The sequence below is a fragment of the Roseomonas nitratireducens genome, from assembly GCF_017813355.1.
Taxonomy (GTDB): domain Bacteria; phylum Pseudomonadota; class Alphaproteobacteria; order Acetobacterales; family Acetobacteraceae; genus Neoroseomonas; species Neoroseomonas nitratireducens.
In genome coordinates, this window is sequence record NZ_JAGIYZ010000019.1 from 76441 (window position 1) to 96435 (window position 19995).

At 66.5% G+C, this 19995-nt stretch carries 18 protein-coding genes; 11 read left to right on the forward strand and 7 right to left on the reverse strand.

Annotated elements, in window-relative coordinates:
- The first annotated feature begins 423 nt into the window (after positions 1-423).
- Positions 424-804, forward strand: a complete 381-nt coding sequence (locus J5Y09_RS18210) for a hypothetical protein (protein ID WP_209353250.1) — start codon at positions 424-426, stop codon at positions 802-804.
- Here J5Y09_RS18210 and J5Y09_RS18215 read toward each other — a convergent pair.
- Positions 801-2348, reverse strand: a complete 1548-nt coding sequence (locus J5Y09_RS18215) for a DUF6538 domain-containing protein (protein ID WP_209353251.1) — start codon at positions 2346-2348, stop codon at positions 801-803. The genes J5Y09_RS18210 and J5Y09_RS18215 overlap by 4 nt on opposite strands.
- Before the next feature lie 283 nt (positions 2349-2631).
- Here J5Y09_RS18215 and J5Y09_RS18220 point away from each other — a divergent pair, with 283 nt between their 5' ends.
- From J5Y09_RS18220 to J5Y09_RS18255, 8 genes are all read left to right on the forward strand, one after another.
- Positions 2632-3897: a tyrosine-type recombinase/integrase gene (locus J5Y09_RS18220; protein ID WP_209353252.1), complete on the forward strand. Its 1266-nt coding sequence runs from the start codon at positions 2632-2634 to the stop codon at positions 3895-3897.
- Positions 3894-4475, forward strand: a complete 582-nt coding sequence (locus J5Y09_RS18225) for a hypothetical protein (protein ID WP_209353253.1) — start codon at positions 3894-3896, stop codon at positions 4473-4475. Before J5Y09_RS18220 ends, J5Y09_RS18225 begins: the two co-directional genes overlap by 4 nt.
- Before the next feature lie 84 nt (positions 4476-4559).
- On the forward strand, positions 4560-4841 hold the full coding sequence (locus J5Y09_RS18230) for a helix-turn-helix transcriptional regulator (protein ID WP_209353254.1): 282 nt from the start codon (positions 4560-4562) through the stop codon (positions 4839-4841).
- An 89-nt stretch (positions 4842-4930) separates the two neighbouring features.
- The gene (locus tag J5Y09_RS18235; protein WP_209353255.1) at positions 4931-5257 is read left to right on the forward strand and encodes a hypothetical protein; all 327 of its coding nucleotides are present in this window, start codon (positions 4931-4933) and stop codon (positions 5255-5257) included.
- A complete protein-coding gene (locus tag J5Y09_RS18240) occupies positions 5254-6474 on the forward strand; it encodes a hypothetical protein (protein ID WP_209353256.1) in 1221 nt (406 codons plus the stop codon). The genes J5Y09_RS18235 and J5Y09_RS18240 overlap by 4 nt, the downstream gene beginning before the upstream one ends.
- Positions 6471-8009: a phage/plasmid primase, P4 family gene (locus J5Y09_RS18245; protein ID WP_209353257.1), complete on the forward strand. Its 1539-nt coding sequence runs from the start codon at positions 6471-6473 to the stop codon at positions 8007-8009. The genes J5Y09_RS18240 and J5Y09_RS18245 overlap by 4 nt, the downstream gene beginning before the upstream one ends.
- Before the next feature lie 618 nt (positions 8010-8627).
- On the forward strand, positions 8628-9371 hold the full coding sequence (locus J5Y09_RS18250) for a terminase small subunit (RefSeq protein ID WP_209353258.1): 744 nt from the start codon (positions 8628-8630) through the stop codon (positions 9369-9371).
- A gap of 237 nt (positions 9372-9608) precedes the next feature.
- Positions 9609-10307, forward strand: a complete 699-nt coding sequence (locus J5Y09_RS18255) for a recombinase family protein (protein ID WP_209353259.1) — start codon at positions 9609-9611, stop codon at positions 10305-10307.
- A gap of 242 nt (positions 10308-10549) precedes the next feature.
- On the opposite strand, the gene J5Y09_RS24655 is transcribed toward J5Y09_RS18255, so the two are convergent.
- From J5Y09_RS24655 to J5Y09_RS18285, 6 genes are read right to left on the reverse strand one after another with little or no spacing between them, the layout of a single operon-like run.
- On the reverse strand, positions 10550-13696 hold the full coding sequence (locus J5Y09_RS24655; protein ID WP_209353260.1) for a type I restriction endonuclease subunit R: 3147 nt from the start codon (positions 13694-13696) through the stop codon (positions 10550-10552).
- Positions 13697-13699: 3 nt separating this feature from the next.
- Positions 13700-14581: a hypothetical protein gene (locus J5Y09_RS18265; RefSeq protein ID WP_209353261.1), complete on the reverse strand. Its 882-nt coding sequence runs from the start codon at positions 14579-14581 to the stop codon at positions 13700-13702.
- Between the two features lie 6 nt (positions 14582-14587).
- On the reverse strand, positions 14588-14875 hold the full coding sequence (locus J5Y09_RS18270) for a hypothetical protein (protein ID WP_209353262.1): 288 nt from the start codon (positions 14873-14875) through the stop codon (positions 14588-14590).
- Positions 14872-15888, reverse strand: a complete 1017-nt coding sequence (locus J5Y09_RS18275; RefSeq protein WP_209353263.1) for a DUF4268 domain-containing protein — start codon at positions 15886-15888, stop codon at positions 14872-14874. Before J5Y09_RS18275 ends, J5Y09_RS18270 begins: the two co-directional genes overlap by 4 nt.
- Positions 15885-17078: a restriction endonuclease subunit S gene (locus J5Y09_RS18280; RefSeq protein WP_209353264.1), complete on the reverse strand. Its 1194-nt coding sequence runs from the start codon at positions 17076-17078 to the stop codon at positions 15885-15887. Before J5Y09_RS18280 ends, J5Y09_RS18275 begins: the two co-directional genes overlap by 4 nt.
- Entirely contained in the window at positions 17075-18619 is a 1545-nt protein-coding gene (locus tag J5Y09_RS18285; protein ID WP_209353265.1) for a class I SAM-dependent DNA methyltransferase, read from the reverse strand. Before J5Y09_RS18285 ends, J5Y09_RS18280 begins: the two co-directional genes overlap by 4 nt.
- Before the next feature lie 157 nt (positions 18620-18776).
- On the opposite strand from J5Y09_RS18285, the gene J5Y09_RS18290 reads away from it, so the two are divergent.
- On the forward strand, positions 18777-19208 hold the full coding sequence (locus J5Y09_RS18290; protein ID WP_209353266.1) for a hypothetical protein: 432 nt from the start codon (positions 18777-18779) through the stop codon (positions 19206-19208).
- A gap of 32 nt (positions 19209-19240) precedes the next feature.
- On the forward strand, positions 19241-19993 hold the full coding sequence (locus J5Y09_RS18295) for a DUF6946 family protein (RefSeq protein WP_209353267.1): 753 nt from the start codon (positions 19241-19243) through the stop codon (positions 19991-19993).
- The last annotated feature ends 2 nt before the right edge of the window (positions 19994-19995 follow it).

A 19995-nucleotide genomic window follows, 5' to 3' on the forward strand; every position in this document is an offset into this window, starting at 1 on the left:
GGTTCCGTGGCCACTGACGCTCCGCCTCACGTTGCAGGACGCTGCGCGCGTCCACCGGCTTGCCCGCGCGGTGCCTGACGCCGCGGGCGCGCCCTTCCTTAGCCCGGTCGATGCAATGCGGCTCGCCCTGGAGATCGCGGCGCAGGTTGCCGAGGCGGGCGAGTTGGACAGATTCCGTGCGCCGCGCCCCGTAGCGGACACCGGGCTCTCAACGGGGCTCTCGGAGGCGACGTGTGAATGGCTCACCCGGGCGGGCGAGGAGATGCGGGCGCGGGCTGCGAAGACCCCAAGGGCTCGCGGCAAGGCGCGACGCTGATTCCACCAGCGAAAATAAAGCAATCCGCTCACTAGGCGCTGGCGCCTTTGGCGGCGAGGATTCGAGCGCCCCACCACACGGCGCTTCGGAACCCGACGGAGACCGCCATGCCCTCTTCCCGATCCAGCCGCCGCGCCTCGCTCGCGGCACATGTCGCACAGCGCGTCGCTGCGCGCCTCGCCGAGATCACCGAGCAGCACGCCACGATCCGGCGCGGCCTCACCGCGCGGCCCGATATCGTCGCGGTCCCCCTGTGCACCGACGACGGGTTGCGGTTCGTCAGTCTAGAGGTCGGCGACGGGCCGGGCGGCCCCGCGCTGTTCGCGCTTCAGCCCGCGGCCGCGGGAGGCGGGATGGTGGTGGTGGACAGCGCCGCGGGCGTCGTGGTGGCGCGCGGGAGGGACGGCACGGCGGCTCTGAGATCGTTCGCGAAGACCCTGCCGCGACGTCCCCCGCCGCCCCTCGCGAACGCCGCCGGCGCGGGCTAGGCGTCTTCCGGACCCTGCGCCGCCCTCTGCTCCAAGGGCGACGGGATACGGCGCAGGTCCTTCAGGACCTCATCAGGCATCCCGCGAAAACCAAGGCCGTAACCTGCGCCGGCGTTCCGCGGGTTGTACCGCCCAGTGATCGCGTCCTGTACCTCGGCCGGCGCCCGGACTTTGCGAAGTTCGTCCTCCATGCGGTGCCGCCAGGAATGCGCCGGGGCCTTTCGTTTGTCCGTGATGCCGACCGAGCGGCGCATCCACCGTCCAATTCGGCCCTGAGCGGGCGCGACGCGGGAGCCGCGTGGGTCGGGCGCGAGGTCCGGGAACAGGGGGCCGTCGGGGTTCGCGGGAAGACCCGCGACATAATCGAGGAAGCCCTCCGAGATTAGCGCCGGATGCAAAGGCACCATGCGCTGCATGGTCGCGTTCTTGCCCGCTCGCGTCTCCGTTGGGCGAATATCGAGGAACGGAACATCGCGCTCCCTCTGCACAGCGCAGCGCCGAAGTTCGGCGAGTTCGCCAATCCGCGCGCCGGTGAAGCACAAGAGCCAAGGTAGCCAGCGCAGCGCACCGCTCTCCTGTCGCGCAGCGGTGAGAATGCGCGCCGCCTCCTCATCGTCGTATGGGGCGCGCGGCGCGGGGCCTCGGCGGTTCACCTTCGGCGCCATCTGAGCACACGGATTGTCAGAGACTTTCCCGTTGCGCACCGCCCAACGGAAAACCGCTCCCGCGCTCAAAACATCGTCCGCAACGGTGCCAACGTCCTTGCCTTCCGCGAGGCGAGCCTCCTTGAACCTCACCACGTCCGCGACCGTGATGCGGCGGACATCGTCGAACCCCAGGACGCGCTCGATCTGTCGGAACGTCGCCCGATACTTCTTCAACGTGCTTGGCGCCGGCCGCGTTTCCGTCGCCCAGGCCGCAAGCAAGGCTGCGCTTCTGAGCGGCTCGGCCTTCGCGGTGGGCTCCCGCGAGACGAGAGCGGGAAATTCCGCCTCAGCGGGATCAGGCGCCCAGCGCCCGCCGGCGCGCCGGACGGCCCGCACCGCAAGGTCTATTCGGGCACCGGCAATCGCTGTTGCTGTCAGTCGGCGGGTCGTCTCGTCCGCAGCGATCCCGCGAAGCGCAAGGACCGCATCCGCGGTGGCTTGGTCGTCATCCGTCGCCGTCACGTCGCCCTCAATGGGGTCAACGCGGTCGTTGACGACAATGTCCTGTTCCACGTCGCGCACATCCGGGTCGCCGGGCGCCGCGTCGATCTTCGCGCCTTCAACGCGATACCACTCGCCGACGATGGCGGCGACTTCCTGTGGGCTGAGGGACGCAGCAGCGCCGCGGTGCTGGGCCCAAGCCGCCGCGATGCGCGCCTCGAACTCTGCAATGACGGCAGGACCGCGCCGCCGCGCCTCCGCATCGTCCTTGGTGCCCAGCGAGCGCTTCAATTCGCGAACGCCGATGATGGCGCGCAGGGCCTTCGGAACGCCCTTGCGGACTTCCCAAATGCCGCTCTTTGGGTCCTTCGTCGGTCGCGTCATCACCAAGGCCATGTGCCGCCCCTTTGTGCCTAGAGGGGCGTCGCAATGTCCTGATTTTCCGAGATATCGAGGCCCGTCAAGGGCTTCGGATGGTGCTGCTGGAGAGGATTGAACTCTCGACCTCTCCCTTACCAAGGGTGCCACCCCTGCCTGATCGAGCCTGAGCCTCCCCAATTGAGCCCTACGTTGTCCTTATTATACCTTGTATATCTGACCTCTCCCGCGATATTGAGCCTGACCAAGTCGGATTAGGCGTGTTGGCCCGGTGTTGGCCCCGAAAGGCGGGAGAGGTCGAATGGCGGATCGAGTGAACCTGACCCAGGCGGCAGTCGAGCGGCTTCTGGCCGAACCCGCCGACCGGCGTACCTGGGACGAAAAGGTGCGGCACCTCGCCCTCCGGCAGCGGGCCTCCGGCGCCGCGTCCTGGGTCGTGGTCTACAGGACCACAGGCGGCAGGCGCGGCAGCGTCCGCGAAGTCACGCTCGGCGACGCGCGCGAGACGAAGCCGGAGGTGGCGCGCACCGAGGCGCGGAAGGTCATGGGCCAGACCGCCGAGGGCCGCGACCCTGCCGCCGAGCGGGCCGCCGCCAGGGCCGCCATGACGGTGCGCGAGGCGATCGAGCAGTACGCTGCGACCCTGGCCTCTCACCGCAACCACAAGACCATCACCAGCCTCCTTCGCCGAGAACTGGCGGCGCAACTCGGGACGCGGCGCCTGCGCGACCTGACCCGAGCCGACCTCATCGAGCGCATCTCCACCGTCGAGCGAGATGGCAGGCGCGGCGCAGCCGAGATGCTGCGGCGAGACACGGGGGGCATGCTGAACTGGGCCGCCAACACCGGCCTGATCACGGCCAGCCCCCTTGCGGGATGGAGGAAGCCCCGTGCCACCAAGGCCGAGATGCTGGAGCGCGAGGGCCGCGCTGGGCGCGCGCTGTTGAAGGTCGAGGTCGAAGTGCTGCACGCCGCGCGCGCCGCCCTACCGCACCGGGAGAGCGCGTTCCTGCTGCTCCTCCTGGCAACCGGCATGCGACGGCAGGAAGCGGAGCGGGCCAAGTGGTCGGACATAACGACCGACGCCCACGGCTCGTGGCTGACGATCCCGGCGGCGAACGCCAAGAACGCGCGGGCGCACAAAGTCTTCCTCGTCCCTACCATCGCCGCCGCGCTCGACGCGCTCGACCGGATCGGCAGCTACGTCTTCGGCGGCGCGAAGGCGTGGAGCGACAACCGCACGCGCTTCAACGAGGCGATGAACGACGCCTTTGCCTGGGCCTGGAGGCAAAAGCACGGCGCCGAGGCCGAGGCCCCTCGCCTGCGGTTGCACGATCTGCGCCGCACCTTCCGCAGCGCATGTTCCGAGGCGGGCGTCGAGACGGACCTGGCGGAGTTCCTGCTGAACCACGTGCGCGACGACCTGATCGAGAGGTACGACCGCGCCGACCGGCTTCCTGCTCGCGCCGAAGCCACACGGCGCGCCTGCGCCTGGCTGCTGCCGCCCGAAAAGAAGCCCAGCACCGGTAAGGTCGTGCGCCTGCCGCGAAAGGCTGTGGCGTCGTGACGACGAGGAAGAAGATCGACGGGGATCTTGTACCTGCCCAAACGGTGCCGCGCGAGGACGAGGTGCGGGCGGAAATCCTGGCGCGCCTGTCCGCCAGTGGCAAACCGGGCGACCGCACCCTCGCAGAGCGCCTCCAGACCGACGAACATGGCGCCGCTCTGCTACGCCGGGCGGTGCTGGTGCTGCTGGTCGCCCAGGCCGAGTTCACGTTGTACAGCGAACACCGGCTGTATCGCCCCCCGCCCGACGAGTTCGACCGCGAGTTCCTCCATGAGATGGTCCTGATGGCTGTGCTCGGCATGCTGCGCTCGGAGACGGACGTGCGTCGCGCCCCGGCGGCGAAGGGCGGCGGCGCGAAGAAGGGCCACACCAAGTACGGGGCTGACGTGCGTGACTACGCCGTCGCGATCTACCTGAACCAGACCACGCATCTGAAGCGACAGAGCGAGCGCCTCAACGTCACCCGGCGCCTGCTGGTCGAGGGGGACGCGAAGGCGGGCATCAAGCGCCCCCTTCCGCCGCCTTCAACTATCCGCTCCTGGGTCGAGGCCGAGAAAAACGCAACCGGACGAAAATAGTCTGCAGGATACAGAGCACCTCGCATTTCGTCTGCGATAGTTGGTCTGCCGGGCCGTGCATTCCGCGCTGCCACGGAGAGGACCATGCCAAAGACGAAGAGCAAGGCAGCGCCCACCGTCGAAACGCCTCAGGCACCGCCTGCGGCGATCACCGACCCCGACACGCTGCCGATCCTGATGACGACGCGCGAATTGTCGGCCTTCACCAAGGTGCAGGAGCAGACCCTGGAGAGTTGGCGCCCTCGTGGCGAGGGACCGGTCTACACGCGCCTCGGGCGCAGCATCCGCTACCACCGCGCCGACGTGTTGGCCTGGCTCGTACAACGGCGCGTAGTAGCACACGATCCCACCAAGGTGCTGTCGTGACACAGTGCGCCATCGGCGCCGGGTCTAGCGTTGAGTATTCCCGCCTGTCGACTGGTCACACGCCGCTGCTGCCCTCCGGCGAACACGACGTGCGCATCGACTGTGCGCGCATCGACACCACCCGGCCCGGCGAAACTTGGCTTCGGCTGATGCTCGTGACCGAGGGCGGCGCCGCGCCCGTCAGGCTGCTGGTGGCGGGAGGCGCGCCGGAGCGCCGCCAGAGCGATCTGGCGAGGCTGCTTGGCCTCCTCAGGGCGCTGCAAGTGCCTGAGGTGCCGGAGAGGCTTGGGCGGCTCCTGGCGGCTCTCCAAGGCAACCGCAGGCGGGTCCGCGTGGCTCTCGCCACTTGGAAGACCCCGAACGGGCGCATGGTGCCGATCCTGAGGAGCTTCGCGGCACTGGGGGTGCGGTCATGACCACGCCGCAGGTCGATCCCACTGGGGTGTGGGGCTGCACGCTCGCCATTTCCCCTGAGGGCAGCATCGCCACAAAAGTTCGCTACGGGACGGAGCCAAGGGACGAAACCTCGGCTCCCCGGTTCTTGCGCATGACCCTGAAGCCCCTCGTTCTGCCGAACGAGATAGCGAGGTTGGACCGCCTGCTGCTGCGGCTGATGGACCGTCCGGATATCTGCGTCCTGCGTGGAGCCGTGCTGCCCGGCGTCGATCTGGCGAAGCAGCAGCGCAGGCTCCTGCACGACCGCCCGGACGAGGCCGACGGGCGCCCGACAATGGTCGAGGTGCGGCGCCAATGGCTGGCCCTCGACCTCGACGCCGTCGAGTTCCCTGCCGGTGTGGACTGGCGCACGGAACCGGGGCGCTGCGCCCGCGAGGCGGCGAACGCGGTGCTGCCGGAGTGGCTGCTCGACGCCGACATGATTGTGCAGTTCACCAGCGGCATGGGCTTCAAGCCCACCGTGCGGATCCGGACATGGCATCTGCTCGACCGGCCCCTGGTGCGCGAGGAGATTATGCGCCTGCTGGCGGATCGGACGACGTTCGACGCCAGCGTGCTGGTGCCCGTGCAGCCGATCTACACGGCGCGCCCCGTGTTCCGTGGCGGTGTCGCGGATCCGCTGCCGGGCAAGGCGCGGGCGTATCTCTTTCGGTCCAAGCACCGCCTCGCGGTCGTGCCCCCTATCCCACCCATGCCTATGCGCCTGCTGACGCAGTTCAGCGGGACCGCTGCTGGCCTGGAGATGAGCGGCACGGTCGAGGAGCTGCTCGCCGCAATGCGGCCCATGCACATGGGCGGCATCGGCCTCTACGAGAGCAGCAAGAAGATTATCGCGCGCTGGGTCCGCGAGAATGGTGCAAAGGCGGATGCAAACGGGATTATCGCGCGGTGCGTAGCGGTCGCAGAGCGGTGCGGCGCCGACCGGGCCTATCTCGTGGCACTCAGCGGAACGCTGCCGGGCTTCGCGCGGTTCTGCGCGGCGCAACAGGAGAGCGAGCGCGACCGCGCGCTGGATGAGATCGCCAGGGTTGTTGGTGTCGCCGCGCGCGATACCGCGAGCGGCAGATCGACGCGCGCGGACGCCGCCAGTGCAACCCGTGAGGCGGTGATGAACGACCTAACAAGGCTGGAGGGGTGCTTCAGCAGCTTCGTTGCCGAAAAGAAGGAGCGCGCATGAAGGACGGGATGAAAGGCGGCACTGGTGGCGCCGATATCGTGACGCAGGAAACCGACGAGCAGGAACTTACGCGGCTCGCGGCTCTCGCCCCCTTCGAGTACGACCGGCAGCGCGCGGGGGCCGCGAAGGCGCTGGGCGTCAGCGTGAGGACGCTGGATAAACAGATCCGCCAGCGCCACGCCGTGCAGAAGGCGACAAGCGTGGCAGTCTCGACGGTGCGCGGACATGACGCCATCGCGCTCGCCTTCGTCCAGGAGAACGCCGAGCGCATGAAGTACTGCGCCCAGGCAGGCGGCTGGTTCGTGTTCCAGCGCGGCGTCTGGCGGAAGGACGAGGATGGTTTCGTACGCGACGCCATCCGGGAACAATGCCGCGTTGAAGCGGCGCAGGCGAGCGGTCTGGGTCCGAGGGAGCGCCTCGCGATGCAGGCTGCCTCCTTCGTAAATGGCGTCGAAGCGCTGGCAAAGGTGGACCGTGCGGTGGTCATCGAGCCGTCGTTGTTCGACGCTGACCCCTGGCTGCTCGGCACGCCCGAAGGCGTCGTGGATCTTCGCTCGGGTGTGATGCGGCCTGGTAGGGCCATGGACTTCGTGTCGATGACGACGGCGGTCGGGCCCGCCGACACCGAGGACTGCCCGCGCTGGCACCAGTTCCTGCAGGAGATCACCAGGAACAGGCAGGAACTGATCGACTACCTCCAGGCGGCGCTGGGGTACTCGATCATCGGTCTGACGGACGAGCAGATCGCGCTGGTGATGTACGGGCCGGGCGGCAATGGGAAGGGCGTGCTGCTGAACACGGTGGCCCATGTGCTGAAGGATTACGCGAAGCAGGGCGACCTCGATCTGTTCAGGCTGACACGGGGCGACAAGCACCCGACCGGCATGGCGCGGCTGAAGGGAGCGAGGCTTCTGACGGTCAGCGAGATGGGCGCCGATGACACCCTGGACGCGATGCGTCTCAAAGCCTTGACAGGCGGCGATCCTGTAGCGGCGAGGTTCATGGGGAAGGACTTCTTCACCATGACCCCGAGCTTCACGCCGGTCATCTCGACCAACCACATGCCGCGCCTCGCTGAGGGCATTCAGCCTGCGATGACGCGGCGGCTGCGCGTGGTGCCCTTCGATGCGTTCTTTGAGAACCCTGATGCAACTCTGTCGGAGAGGCTTAAGGGCGAGGCGCGGGGCATTCTGCGGTGGCTCGTCAATGGCGCGGCCCGCTGGGGTAGCGGCACGAAGCTCGATACGCCCGAAAGCGTAAATCAAGCCACGCAACAGTACTTCATCAACCAGGACACGGTCGGGGCCTGGATCGCGGGTCGCTGCGTGACAGGGGGTCGTGTCGAGACGCCTCCGTCGGCGCTGCTTGCGGACTACAACCAGTGGGCGCGGGTCAACCGGGAGCGGGAACTCAGCCGAGCGACATTCAAAGAGGAGATGACGAGGCGGCCTAGGAGCTTCCGCTGGAAGGCAGTCAATGGCGTGACCGTCGTCGAGGGTATCCGCCTGCGGGAGGGTAGTGATTTCCCGGCGTAGTGTGCCGCGCAACAACGCCTTCGGGGTGTGGATGGCGGCGGGCTGCAAGTGGGTGTTGTGAGGGACCAGCACGCAGAGGATCGTTTTGCTCGCGGGGTGGCGACGAAAAGCGATCAGGGTGGTGATGGAATTGAGATGAACGCCTTCGCGGAGGGGTCAGAAAACTGGGGTTTTTGGGGTTCGTTACGAGCGCAGGGTGGCGATGGTGGTGATGCTTTTCGGAGCCGTCCGTAAGGTGATGCGCACTTGATAAGGGCTCGCTAATTATACGCGTGGGCACGATATGTGTGGGCGGAGGCACCATCACCACCATCGCCACCCCGTAATCGTAACGACCTCCGCCGAGGCGCCACACCGTAGGGCCGGACGTGGTCCGAGCCATGGCGGCTCAAGCCAGACAGCGAACGTCGAAGGCCCGCAGTTCGAGGCGCGAGGCGCCTTTAGGGGCGGAAAGCCCTCGCTGCTAGGGAAGCGCACAAGGCCTGGCAGCATTGTGCCTCTGTGCCTGTGCCCTGTGCCCCCGCCGTGCCTGACCTGCGCCCCGGTGTGCCTGAAATGCTGACCGGATCACTGCCATCTGCTATAGCAGTTCGCCCTTCACACACCGGAGCCGCAGCCGTGCCCGCACTGCCCGACACCCGCCTGGAGGCCTTCGCTCAACACATCGCCGCGAACCCAAAAGCGACCGCGAAGGAGGCGGCGCGGTCAGCAGGTGTGAGCGCCGCAAGCGCCCGTGTTCGCGGACCGGAGTATCTGCGCATGCCGGAGGTCATCGCCCGCATTGGAGAGATCAGGGGCGTCCCACCCGCTGAGATCGTTCGACCATCGCACTCTCTGACGCGCTTGCTTCCTGACGGACCGAAAGCCGCTTCGGAGCCGTCTGCGTCCGTACCGCTTCCCCCGCAGGTGTCCTTCGAGCCGCAGGAGCCGCCCGCCGGTTTCGGCACATGGGAACAAGAACGGCTGCGCGCCTGGGCGACAAACCAGCTGGGCGGCATCGCACTGGAGACCCGGCGCGGCTCGCCACAGGTCGCCGTGCGCGCCATCGACGGCATCGGTCGGATCCAGGGCCTGAACAGCACCACCCATCACGTCCAGCGAGACTACCTCTCTGGCGTTCCCCTGGATGTCCTAATGGCGTGGCGCGGCCTGTTGGAGAAGGCGGCGGCGCGAACGGGGCCGCTACTCGACCTCACAGCCAAAGAGGCGGGGCTAATCGGCCTGGAGGTGACGCAGGACATGATCGACGAGCGCGGGCTGATCGTAGCCTCGCTTGAGGCCACCGAAGAAAACGACACCGCAGAAGGTCATCCCTCCGAAGCCGCCGGAGATCGAGAACCCGCCATCGACCCGCTCTCCTAAGCGGGCGAGAACTCTGCGTCGCTCGCCGCCCGCCCCCGGAGGTGGCGGAGGACGGCGCACCCGTCGGTCTGATGTCGCGAAGGGCGGCAGGACGCGACGCGGTACACTCGCAGTCGGGGCCGAAGGCGCTTGGCGGCGCGGCAGGCGCGACCAAGTCTCGCGTGCGGTGAGAACATTGCCACATCGCCGGGCGATACTTACATTATCAGAAACGGTCGTTTCCGAAGGTGTAAATCCATGGCCGAGGGCCGGTTCGTCTCCTACCTCCGCGTCAGCACCGCGAAGCAGGGCCATTCTGGCCTGGGCCTGGAGGCGCAGCGCGCCGCCGTCGCCGCGTACCTGAACGGGGGGAACTGGTCACTGCTCGCGGAGCATGTCGAGGTTGAGAGCGGACGTACGTCCGACCGCCCGGAACTCGCCGCCGCACTCGCGGCCTGCCGACTACACAACGCCACGCTAGTCATCGCGAAGATGGACCGCCTCGCTCGCGACGCTCACTTTTTGCTGGGCCTGCAGAAGGCGGGCATCGACTTCGTTGCCGCCGACATGCCGAACGCTAACCGACTGACCGTCGGCATTATGGCGCTGGTGGCGGAAGAGGAAGCGCGGGCAATCTCGGCCCGCACGAGGGCCGCGCTGGCAGCCGCGAAGGCGCGTGGTGTGCGCCTGGGCACGCCGCGCCCGCCGACGCCCGAGCAGGCCCGAGCCGCGCTCCTGCATGCCTCCGTAGCGCGCACTGCCAAAGCCGACAGGCGGGCGACCGACTACGCCACGACCATCGCTGCCATCCGCGCCGAGGGCGTCACCAGTGCCTCCGCCACCGCGCAGGCGCTGACGGCGCGCGGCGTGCCGCTGCCGTCGGGCAAGGCCGGTTCCTGGCAGGCGGTACAGGTTCAGCGCTTGCTCGCCCGTCTGGGTCGGTCGCCGCTGGCCTGATAAAGGCCGCATGCCGGGAGACGCCGCGGCAGGGTGGGACGAGGCCAGCCCCCCCCAGGGGCCATCCCCCACCGGGCGGGGGAACTGAGGGCCTGCCTTGATCCCCCAACACGAGGACCTGGCAGGCCCCCCCCCTCCCCCAACCGCCTGTCTCCCTCCCCCCCCCGCCCGGCGAAGCTCCGATTTTGGCGCGGTGAGAAGGCGTCATTACCAGCCCGGGCCGTCCCCGTTCCAAGAACGAACTACGCGGCGCCCCCGTACCGGCGGAACACCCAATCCACCGTGGCGGCCACCTTCGCTTCCCACAGGTTGTCGTCGTACTCGTCGGGCAGTTTCCGCAGCGCGCCCTTGATAGTCGTCCGTACCTTGGCCCGCATCGTCGGGTTGGCCTGCCAGTCGATCCCCGAGAATAGGCTCTTCAACTTCGTCAGGAGATCTCGGGCGACGTCCTTGACCTCGTCGCGCTTCGCCTCAGGGAGTTGCGGATCTGGCTGGGTCAGCACGTCGAACAGCGCCAGTTCCTCCTCGCCGAGATTCTCCCTGGCATGGCGCCGATCCTCTTCGCCCATCGCCTCGATCAGGCGCATCAGTTCAGCGAAGATCTCCTCGGCGGTCATGCGCCTCTCATTGTAGTCCGCGACGAGTTGCTGGTAGCGGTCGAGGAAAGACTGGCGGGTCGGGTTTTGGGCAGCGAGGTTCTTCGCGCGCGTCTCGGCCTCGTTGCGGGCCAGTTGCACGGCGCTCTGACCACGCCCCTTGGCGAACAGCGCCCTCAAGCGCTCGAAGTCGATGGCACCCAGGTTCACCAAGCCGTCCATGCTGTCGGGATCGGGCAAGGGCCGCGTGATCTCGATGCCCACCACTGACCTGTCGAGGAGATCCTCCATCTCGGCAGCGAGGTCGCCGATCTTCGGCTTTGGCAGGTGCTCCCGGATCGCGATGTCGACTTTGCGGACCGTGTCGATCTCGGGGAACAGCGCGCCCACGAGCGGATCCGGCAGCGCCGACTTGAAGGCGGCCCAGAGTTCTGAGGACATGCGGAGGAAGCGCATCCTCACATCGTCCGGGAGGGTCAGTTTCGCCCTGGCCCCACCGATCAGGTCGCTCTTCGCCAGCCCCTCGGCAGCCACGATAGCATCCACGCTGACACCCCGCTCGGCCATCCACGCCTTGGTCTCGCGGAGCCCGCGCTGGATGTCCTCGACCAAAGCGGCCTTGTCGCGGATCGCCGGAGCATCACGGCCACCGGTAGCGTAGATCTCCAGGGCGCGCTTCAGGTTCGCGAAGACGCCGACGTAGTCCACGATCAGGCCCGCCGTCTTGCCCCGTGCCGTTCGGTTCGCCCTGGCGATGGTCTGCATCAGGGTGTGGTTCCGCATCGGCTTGTCGAGGTAGATCGTCGAGCACGTCGGCACGTCGAAGCCGGTGATCCACATGGCGCAGACGAAGACGAGGCGCAGGCGGTCGTCGGGGTCCTTGAACTTCAGGTCGAGGTTGTCGTTCACCATCCGCTTCCGGTGCGGGACGATGTCGAGACCCTTCTTCGCCAAATCCTCGATTTCGTTCTGGCCCTGGCTGACCACGACCGCCATGTCGGTCTCGCGGAGCCAGTCGTAGTCGGCCTGGACGGCTTGGCGGTCCTCGGGTGCTGCCTTGTCCAGCAAGGCCTTCTTCTCGGCCAGCATGACCTGCCAGTGGGCCTGGACTTTGTCGTACATCCGCACGGCGGTCGCCTTGTCCACCGCGACGAACATAGCCTTGCCCCGGTAGCCACGGCCCGTGAAGTGCCGCACCACGTCCTTGGCGATGATATCCAGGCGGTCGTCGCGGGTGAGAAGCGCGTATTCCTGCGCGAACTGCCGTTGGAGCCGGGCCTCGACGTCTTCGTCGATGGAGGCTTCCTCCACAAGGTTCTCGAAGTCGTCGCCCAACTCGCGGTTCGCCAGCCGCACCTCCGGGATCCGGTTCTCGTAGTACAGCGGCACCGTGGCGCCATCGGCGATGCTCTGGCCGAAATCGTAGACCGAGACGTAGTCGCCGAAGACCTCGCGGGTCCGCTCCTCCTCGCCCTTGATCAGCGGCGTGCCCGTGAAGCCGATGAAGGCGGCGTTCGGCAGTGCGGTCCGCATGTTCAGCGCCAGGACGTCGTATTGGCTCCGGTGGGCCTCGTCCGTGATGACGATGATGTCGCTGCGATCCGACAGCACCTCCATCGCTTTGCCGGGCTCCGGGCGGAACTTGTGGATCAGGGTGAACACATAGCGATGGTCTTCCCGCAGCAGCCGTCGCAGATCAGCCGCAGACGAGGCTTGGACTTCGTGGATGTCTTCGGTGACCGCACCGCACTCGGCGAAGGTCCGGGCGATCTGGTCGTCGAGTTCCTGGCGATCCGTGACCACCACGAAGGTCCAGTTGCCCTTGACCTTGCGATGGACCTTCTCCCCAAACATCACCATGGAGAGCGACTTCCCGGACCCCTGGGTGTGCCAGAAGACGCCCAGGCGCCCCTGGTTGCTCCGGAGATCCTGGACCGCCTGGATGGCGCGGTTGACGCCGAGCACCTGGTGGTTCCGCGCCACCTTCTTGATCAGCCGAACCGTCCCGGTCTTCTGGGCTTCCTCCTGGAAGACGACGAAGTTCTCGACGATATCGAGGAAGTGCGCGGGCTCGCAGGCACCCCGTATGGCGACCTCCAGGCTGTTCGTGGGGGCGTCGTCCTCGTCCAGGCGCTTCCACTCCAGCCAGTGCTCCCAGGGCGCCTCCACGGCTCCCAGGCGCGTGTCGTGGCCGTTGGAGATCAGGCCGAAGCCCGTGGGCGCGAAGACGTGCGGAATGGTTGCCCGGTAGTCTTTCAGGTTGCCATCCAGGGCATCGCTGACGGGCTGGGTGGGTGCCTTGAACTCGCAGAACAGCAGCGGGATACCGTTGACGAAGCCCACCGCGTCGGCCCGCTTCTGCCCCAGGTCGCCCGCGAACCAGACCTGACTGGCCATGAGGAACTCGTTGTTGCCAGGGTTCTCCCAGTCAATGGCCGTGACATGCACGGTGGTCGGCTGGCCGTCCTCGCCGACAGTGGGCACCGGGACGCGGTCACGGAGGAGCCGCACGACCTCCTTGTTGGCAGCCACGAAGGCCATGGAGGACCGGGACCTGGTGACTTCCTCGACCGCCTTGTCGATGACGGTGGCGTCCAGGCCGGGGTTCAGGCGGGCCAGGGCTGCACGGAGCCGACTGGGCAGGTAGGGCTGACGCTTGGTCTCACGGCCTTCGCTGCTCGCTCCGCCATCGAACTCCTTGAGCAGGCTCTTCGTGGTCCAGCCGACCTCCTGGAATCGCTCCAGGGCTGGATCTTCGACCAGTGCCTTCTCGTTGATCGGGGATGGTGCCACCGCTTAATGATCCTCTCGGCGAAGCCCCAGTGAGGTCCTGGCGGGCTTGCAGCGCTCCTTGAGCCGGTGCCAGCGCTGGTATGTGTTGGAGGCTTCGGGACCCTTCTTCAGCCGCCATGCCCGGTCGAGGTAGCGGCGTGCGTCAGTGAGCAGGTCGCAGTCTCCGGTGCTGTCGAAGAGATCCAGCAACGCAGCGGCCCGGTGCGTGCAGAGCATGGCGACGACCTCGTCCTCGGCTCGCAGCAAGGTCGGCGGAAGGTCAACCACCGCGCTGACATCCAGTGATGCCCCAGGTTGACCGGCGTGGCGCAGCATCACGGACAGGCGCAAGCGCTCGCTGGCATCCACGAGCGGTTCCTGATCCGCCTCCACTGCTGCCATCCAGGCTCTCAGGTGCGGGATCGCGGGGCGGAACTGCCCGCAGGACTTCAGCGCCTCGTAGAAGGCGAAGCGGTCAGCGCGTCTTGGCACGACCCGGTCAGTCGCTGCCTCTGCGAGAACCCTGTCCACCAGGAAGACATCGTCGGACGTCGCGAAGCGGTGCGGATCGAAGCCGAGGTTCCGCAAACGCGCCTGTGCCGCCTCGAAGGCCACGACCTCGGGTGGACGGCTACGCTCGACGAGATCGACAACCTCGCGGCGAGCCTCGGGGATGATCACAAAGCCGCTGCTCAGCCAAGTCCACTGACGCCTCACTCGGGCCGCCGGTGTTCCCTCCGTGGTCACCTCCAGGAGGTTCCGGCGCACGTTGACGATCAGCCAAGCCTCCTCCCTGTCTCCGTCATCGACGAGGCAATCGATGAGAGCGCCCCACTCATCCTCGGACGCGCGCGTGAGCCACTGCAGAACCGTGCGGCCTTCCAGTTGCAGTTCGCCGATGGCCATGTGGCTTCAGCAGAACCGATCACGGGCGCAGGCGTTAAACTGCCGGACCTCCTCGTTGAGTTCGCGGATCACTGTCGCCTGTTCGTCCCGCTGGCAGTCCAAGAAGACCTGGACTTCCTGGCGGAAGCGCTCGATGCGGCCTCGGCAATCCTCGAACTCCCAGTTCGGGGAGTTGGACATCAGGTACATGGTGCATCGCGGCGGCGTCGGGCGGTGGCAGAAAGATGCCAGGGCTTCACGGGACAGAACCGCGAGCGGCAGCGTGGCGAGGGCGATGACAAGGAGACGGTTCACGATCCGGCCTCCGGGGGCTCGGGCTGGGCGTCTTCGCTCGTGGTGTCTGCGGGGCCAGGAAGTGCCTGGACGTACGGCTTGAAGACCTTGTGGAAGAGTTCGACCTTCTCGGCGAGCCATGCATGCTGCGACGGCCAGTCGGTCTCGACGGTGGGATCCCTGTTCGACTGGTAAAGTGCGATGCGGCTCATCTTCTTCGTCTCCATCGCCTCCCAGGACAGGGTCTCGCCCGCAGTCGCCTCGATCTCGGCTTTTTTGGCCGCCAGTTGATCGAACCATGCCTGCTTCATCGGCCCATTGAAGGCGAACTCGACCGCGATCGTCTTGTCCTTGCTATTCAGCATCGTGCTCAGCCAGAGGTGCGAGCGTCCGAGACCGAAGGAGACCCAGTGCTGCGGCCTTGGCCTCGCGGGCTTCACCTTCCCATTCTTCGCGGCCAGCACGGTGGCGAAGGCTTCCCAGTAGCGCCGCTTCTGCGCACCAAGGGGAGACAGTCCGGCTTCGAGGGTCTCGCGGGCCATTCCTGCGGCGTTTGTGGCCTCGTTAGGCGCCGAAACGACGTTGAACATCGGGGCCGGATCAGAGGTGCCGATGCGCCACAACTCGATTTTCAGGCCGAAGAACTGCAGGCGGTCGCTGGTCATCTCATTGAGCCAGTCGATGGCCGCGCGATGCTCTTCGGTGAACTCGGTGGCGATCCAGATGACCGTGGCTGCCTTCAGCCCGGCGGCGTAGGTGAGCAACTGACCAAGATGCCGGTGGTCCGTCTTCGCCAACTGGTTCTCGATGACGACCCAGTGTTCGTCGGGCGTGTCGGTGCGCTTGGCGAGGATGTCCGCGCTGAAGGGGCCGACGCTCTCCTCGGTGGCCTCGACCTCCAGGTCCATGTCCAGGGCTTCGCCGAGGAGTTTCAGGCCTTCCTCTGAGGCGAGCCACGGCGTGAAGTCTGAGGCCTCATTGGGCCACGCGTCGCGGACATCGACGGGCTCAAGGGTGCCGAGTTTCTTGGTCATGCCGCCGTCTCCAGTGCGAGCTCGGCTGCGGACACGGTGAGGTCGCCCGAGATCAGGCGTGGGAGGATGAGGTCTCTGGAACGTCGCAAACCCACGTTTGCTGCGCGGGCTAGTTTCGCTCCTACGAGAAGTGGATCGAGGTGCTCGTCTGCCAACTGCAGCAGCCTCGACGGAGGCACAGGAACGTTGATGGCGAGGATGTCCTGGGGCTTCGCCCGTTGATGTGACGTCGATGTACCCTGCGCGAGCCCCAGCAGTCTGTCCCGAAACGCAGTTCCTTGAACGGCACATTGCAGGTACGCGAGCGGAACACCTGGCCGAGGCCGGAGAGGCACATACTCGGTGGAAGCCACCTGTTTATGGCCTGCGGCTTCGGTGATCGCCCAGGTGCGGTCAAACCTTGGGTTCAACTTTGCCAGGAGAACGACTGGCGGCTCGAAGAGGAGTTTGTTGCTCTGGATCGCACTGCCCAACTCGACGGCTGGCTGCTGCCCAGCGTCAAATGCGGGAAGGCTATAGTGCGCGAAGAACCTTTGGGGCGACTGAGACGGCGAGATCGACGCGCCTGTTGCCTCCGCGATCCTGCTGACGGGCCCAAACTGCCACCCCTCCGGGATCTTCCCCGCCTCCGTGTCCACCATGCGGACCGCTTCGTGCCCAGGAAACCGGAAGTCCACGAACCATTCGCGGAAGATCCGCCGGGCCATCTCCTCCAGGATCGCGATGCGCCGCTCGTTGTTCTCGATGAGGTCGTCGTAGGCCGAGAGGATCCCGGTAATACGACGCTGGGTGTCCAAGGGAGGGAGGCGTATCTGGACCGCACGCGCGTCGGTCTGCGAAATGAATGGTTGGGCGGCTCCCCTCTTCGGCCAGACGTCTGGGTCAGAGAGTACGAACGACAGATACCGCGTGTCGGCGCGCTTACTGTCCCCTTTGATGTAGATTGTGTTTTTGATGCACGACCAACGACCGTCGGTGAACCAACTTTTCCCGCACTGTGCGCCGATGGCACTCAAGACGATGCCCGGACCCTCATGGTCGTAATGATCGAGAAGTCCGTCTTTTCCGGTCGCACTGAATGCGGGGTAACCGGCGGTGACGTAGGACGCCTTCGTGGTCTTTGTGTCGCCCCAGCGGACTTCAGCCACTGTGCCGAGGGCCACCTCATGCCAGTGCGCCTTGCCCGTCATGCTTGGAGCACCTCGGCGACGTTCTGCGCGATCCGGGCCTGCAGCCGAGCCGCCTCGGCGTTCAGTATCTCCAGTTCCTCCTGCAACGCCTCCAGGCGTTCCTTGAAGTCCACGGCGTCCATGGTCTCGCCCGGAGCCGCCCCGACATAGCGGCCAGGGTTCAGTGACCAGCCCTGGGCCTCGATCTCGGCCAGCGTCGCCGCCTTGCACAGGCCGGGAACATCCACGTACCGCGCCTCGGGGAGCTTCGCCGCCAGGAGCGCCTCGCTGTCACCTTGGTGTTCCACGTCCCGCTCGCGCCACAGCCGCACGATGTTGGCCAGGAACGCGATCTGGCCATCCGTGAAGTCCCGGTGCGCCCGGTCGATCTGGCGAAACACGTGGCGGGCGTCGATGAACAGCACCTGATCCTTGCGAGTGGTCTTGGCCTTCGCCTTGTCGAAGAACCACAGCGTGCAGGGCAGGGTCACAGTGTAGAAGAAGTTCGGGCCCACCCCGACGATCACGTCCACCGTGCCGGTCTCGATCATCTTGCGGCGGATCTCGGCCTCACTGCCCCGCGCATCGCCCGCGCTGTTGGCCATGACGAAGCCCGAGCGACCATTGGCGTTCAGCGCCGACCAGAACAACTGGATCCAGAGGTAGTTCGCGTTGTCAGGGCCAGGGATGCCCCAGGGGAACCGCGGGTCCTTGGCGATCCTGGCCTTGTCCACGCCGTCCACGTTGAAGGGCGGGTTGGCCATGACGAAGTCGAAGCCGCCGACGACGTTGTGCGGGTCCTCGTAGTAGGTGTTGCTCTCCTTGACGTTGCCCCAGAGGCCATGGACCGCGAGGTTCATCCGGCACATTCGCAGCGTCTCGCGGACCTTTTCGGTCCCGAACACGGAGATCTCCGCTTCCGGGCTGCGCTGGTGCCGCCGCACGAAGTCTGCCGAATGGACGAACATGCCACCCGAGCCGCAGGCGGGGTCGAGGATCCGCCCATGGAAGGGCTCAATGACCTCCACGATCAGGCGCACGATGCTCTCGGGTGTGTAGAACTCGCCGCCCTTCTGCATGGTCGCCATGGCGAAGGCGCCCATGAAGTACTCGTAGACCTTGCCGAAGGCGTCCCCTGGGATGTCGAGGGGTGCCAGGAGTTTCAGCAGGTTCTGCAGCGTGGCCTTCGGGACCTGCCCGTACGTGCGCGGCAGGGCGCCTTCAAGTTCCGTATTGGCCTTCTCGATGGCAGCCATGGCCCCGTTGACGGCCTTGCCCAGGTCCTCTGAGCCAGGGAGGGCCAGGAGGTGGGAGAAGCGGGCTTCCTCGGGCAGGTACATCGCCCCGTTGGCCTTGTAGTCGTCTGGATCCAGACCGCCCCGGCGTCCCTTGCCTCCCCCTAGCCTTTGGCCGACCTCATTGAACCGGGCCTCGGCCTGGCGCAGGAACAGCATCCCCAGGACCGGCGCCGCGTACTCCGAGGGCATGAGGCCTGAGTTAGCCCGGAAGTCATCGGCCGCCGCCCAGAGGCGTTTCTCGATCTCGGCCAAGTCACCCGACATGCATACCGCTCCTCAGTGCCATTCGATCCAAACCTCCCGCCGCGTCAGGACTTCGGCAATGTCTCGCTGCCGAAGCGAAGGACACCCACGAAGCGGATGATTTAGCGATCATGTGTGCTGTAGCGTACCTGACGATCTGCGTGCAGGAGAATGGAGAATGACGGGCGACGAAGATTGGGATGACGCGGCAGACGCTACGCCCATCGAAGAAACACCCGGATATCTCGGCCACTCTTGGGACGGGCAACTGATCGCGGGTCCGCTCCTTGAGCCGCTCCGCGCGTTTCCCCCATACGAGTACCAAGATCTCATCCCGGAGCACATCCGCCCACTCCGGATCTTGTTGCCATCAGGCGCCGTCGATCTTGCGTACGAGCCGGACAGCGACCTGGCCATGTTGCTGGAGCAGTTGCCAAGCATCGAGGTGATGGCTGATCACGGTCCTGCCGACCAGGGACCGGCGGGGGGTTCTGGCTACGTCTTCACGATGGCCAACGGCGCGTCGGAGGCGTCCGTGGCTGCGGAAGTCGCCGCGCTCATAGCAGCCGTTTCGGCGGATTTGGCCCGGCTTAAGGCCGCGGACGGTTGATGACGAGAAGCGACGGTCGAACGGGGCCTGTCATGCGTCGCCTGTTCCACCTCACCGAGATCGTCCAGCCCGAGGATGTGATCCCGTTCCTGAAGAAGGGGATCGGGGACTGGCAGCCGGGCAAATCCGCCTGCGAACTCGCGCGTTCGTGGGTCGCGGCAGACGGCATCCCGCCGTCCGTCCGCGCTGTCCTCGACACCTGCCCGGACTACCAGCGCGCCGAACTGATTGAGGGCTTCTTCGAGCGCGAGATAGAACTCGCCGGGAGGGGCGCCGCGAGCCAGACCGACCTGATGGCGTTCGTGAAGGCGGCGGGCGGCTACGCCGTTGTCGCGGTGGAGGGGAAGGCCGAGGAGGTCTTCGGCCCGACCGTCGTGGAATGGGACAACGGATCACCGAACAAGCAGGTTCGCCTCAGGAGCCTCTGCGACACGCTGGGGCTGGATGCCGCCGCCGTCGGAAGCATCCGCTACCAACTCCTCCACCGCACCGCGTCGGCCATCTACGAGGCACAGAGATACCGCTGCGACCGCGCGCTGATGCTCGTTCATTCGTTCAGCCCGACGCGCACGTCCTTCAGCGACTTTGTCGCCTTCGCGCAGCTTCTCCAGTGCCCGGTGGACATCGGCGCCATCTCGCCGCCACGGCGGTGCGCGGGTGTCGAGCTTCGGTTGGGATGGGTGGCGGATACGGCATCGACGGGAATGCGTTCATGGTCCGAGCGGGCGGATCGGGCGCCAAAGGCAGACGAAGTCCTCGGGCGGAAACGTACTCAGGGCGGATAAGT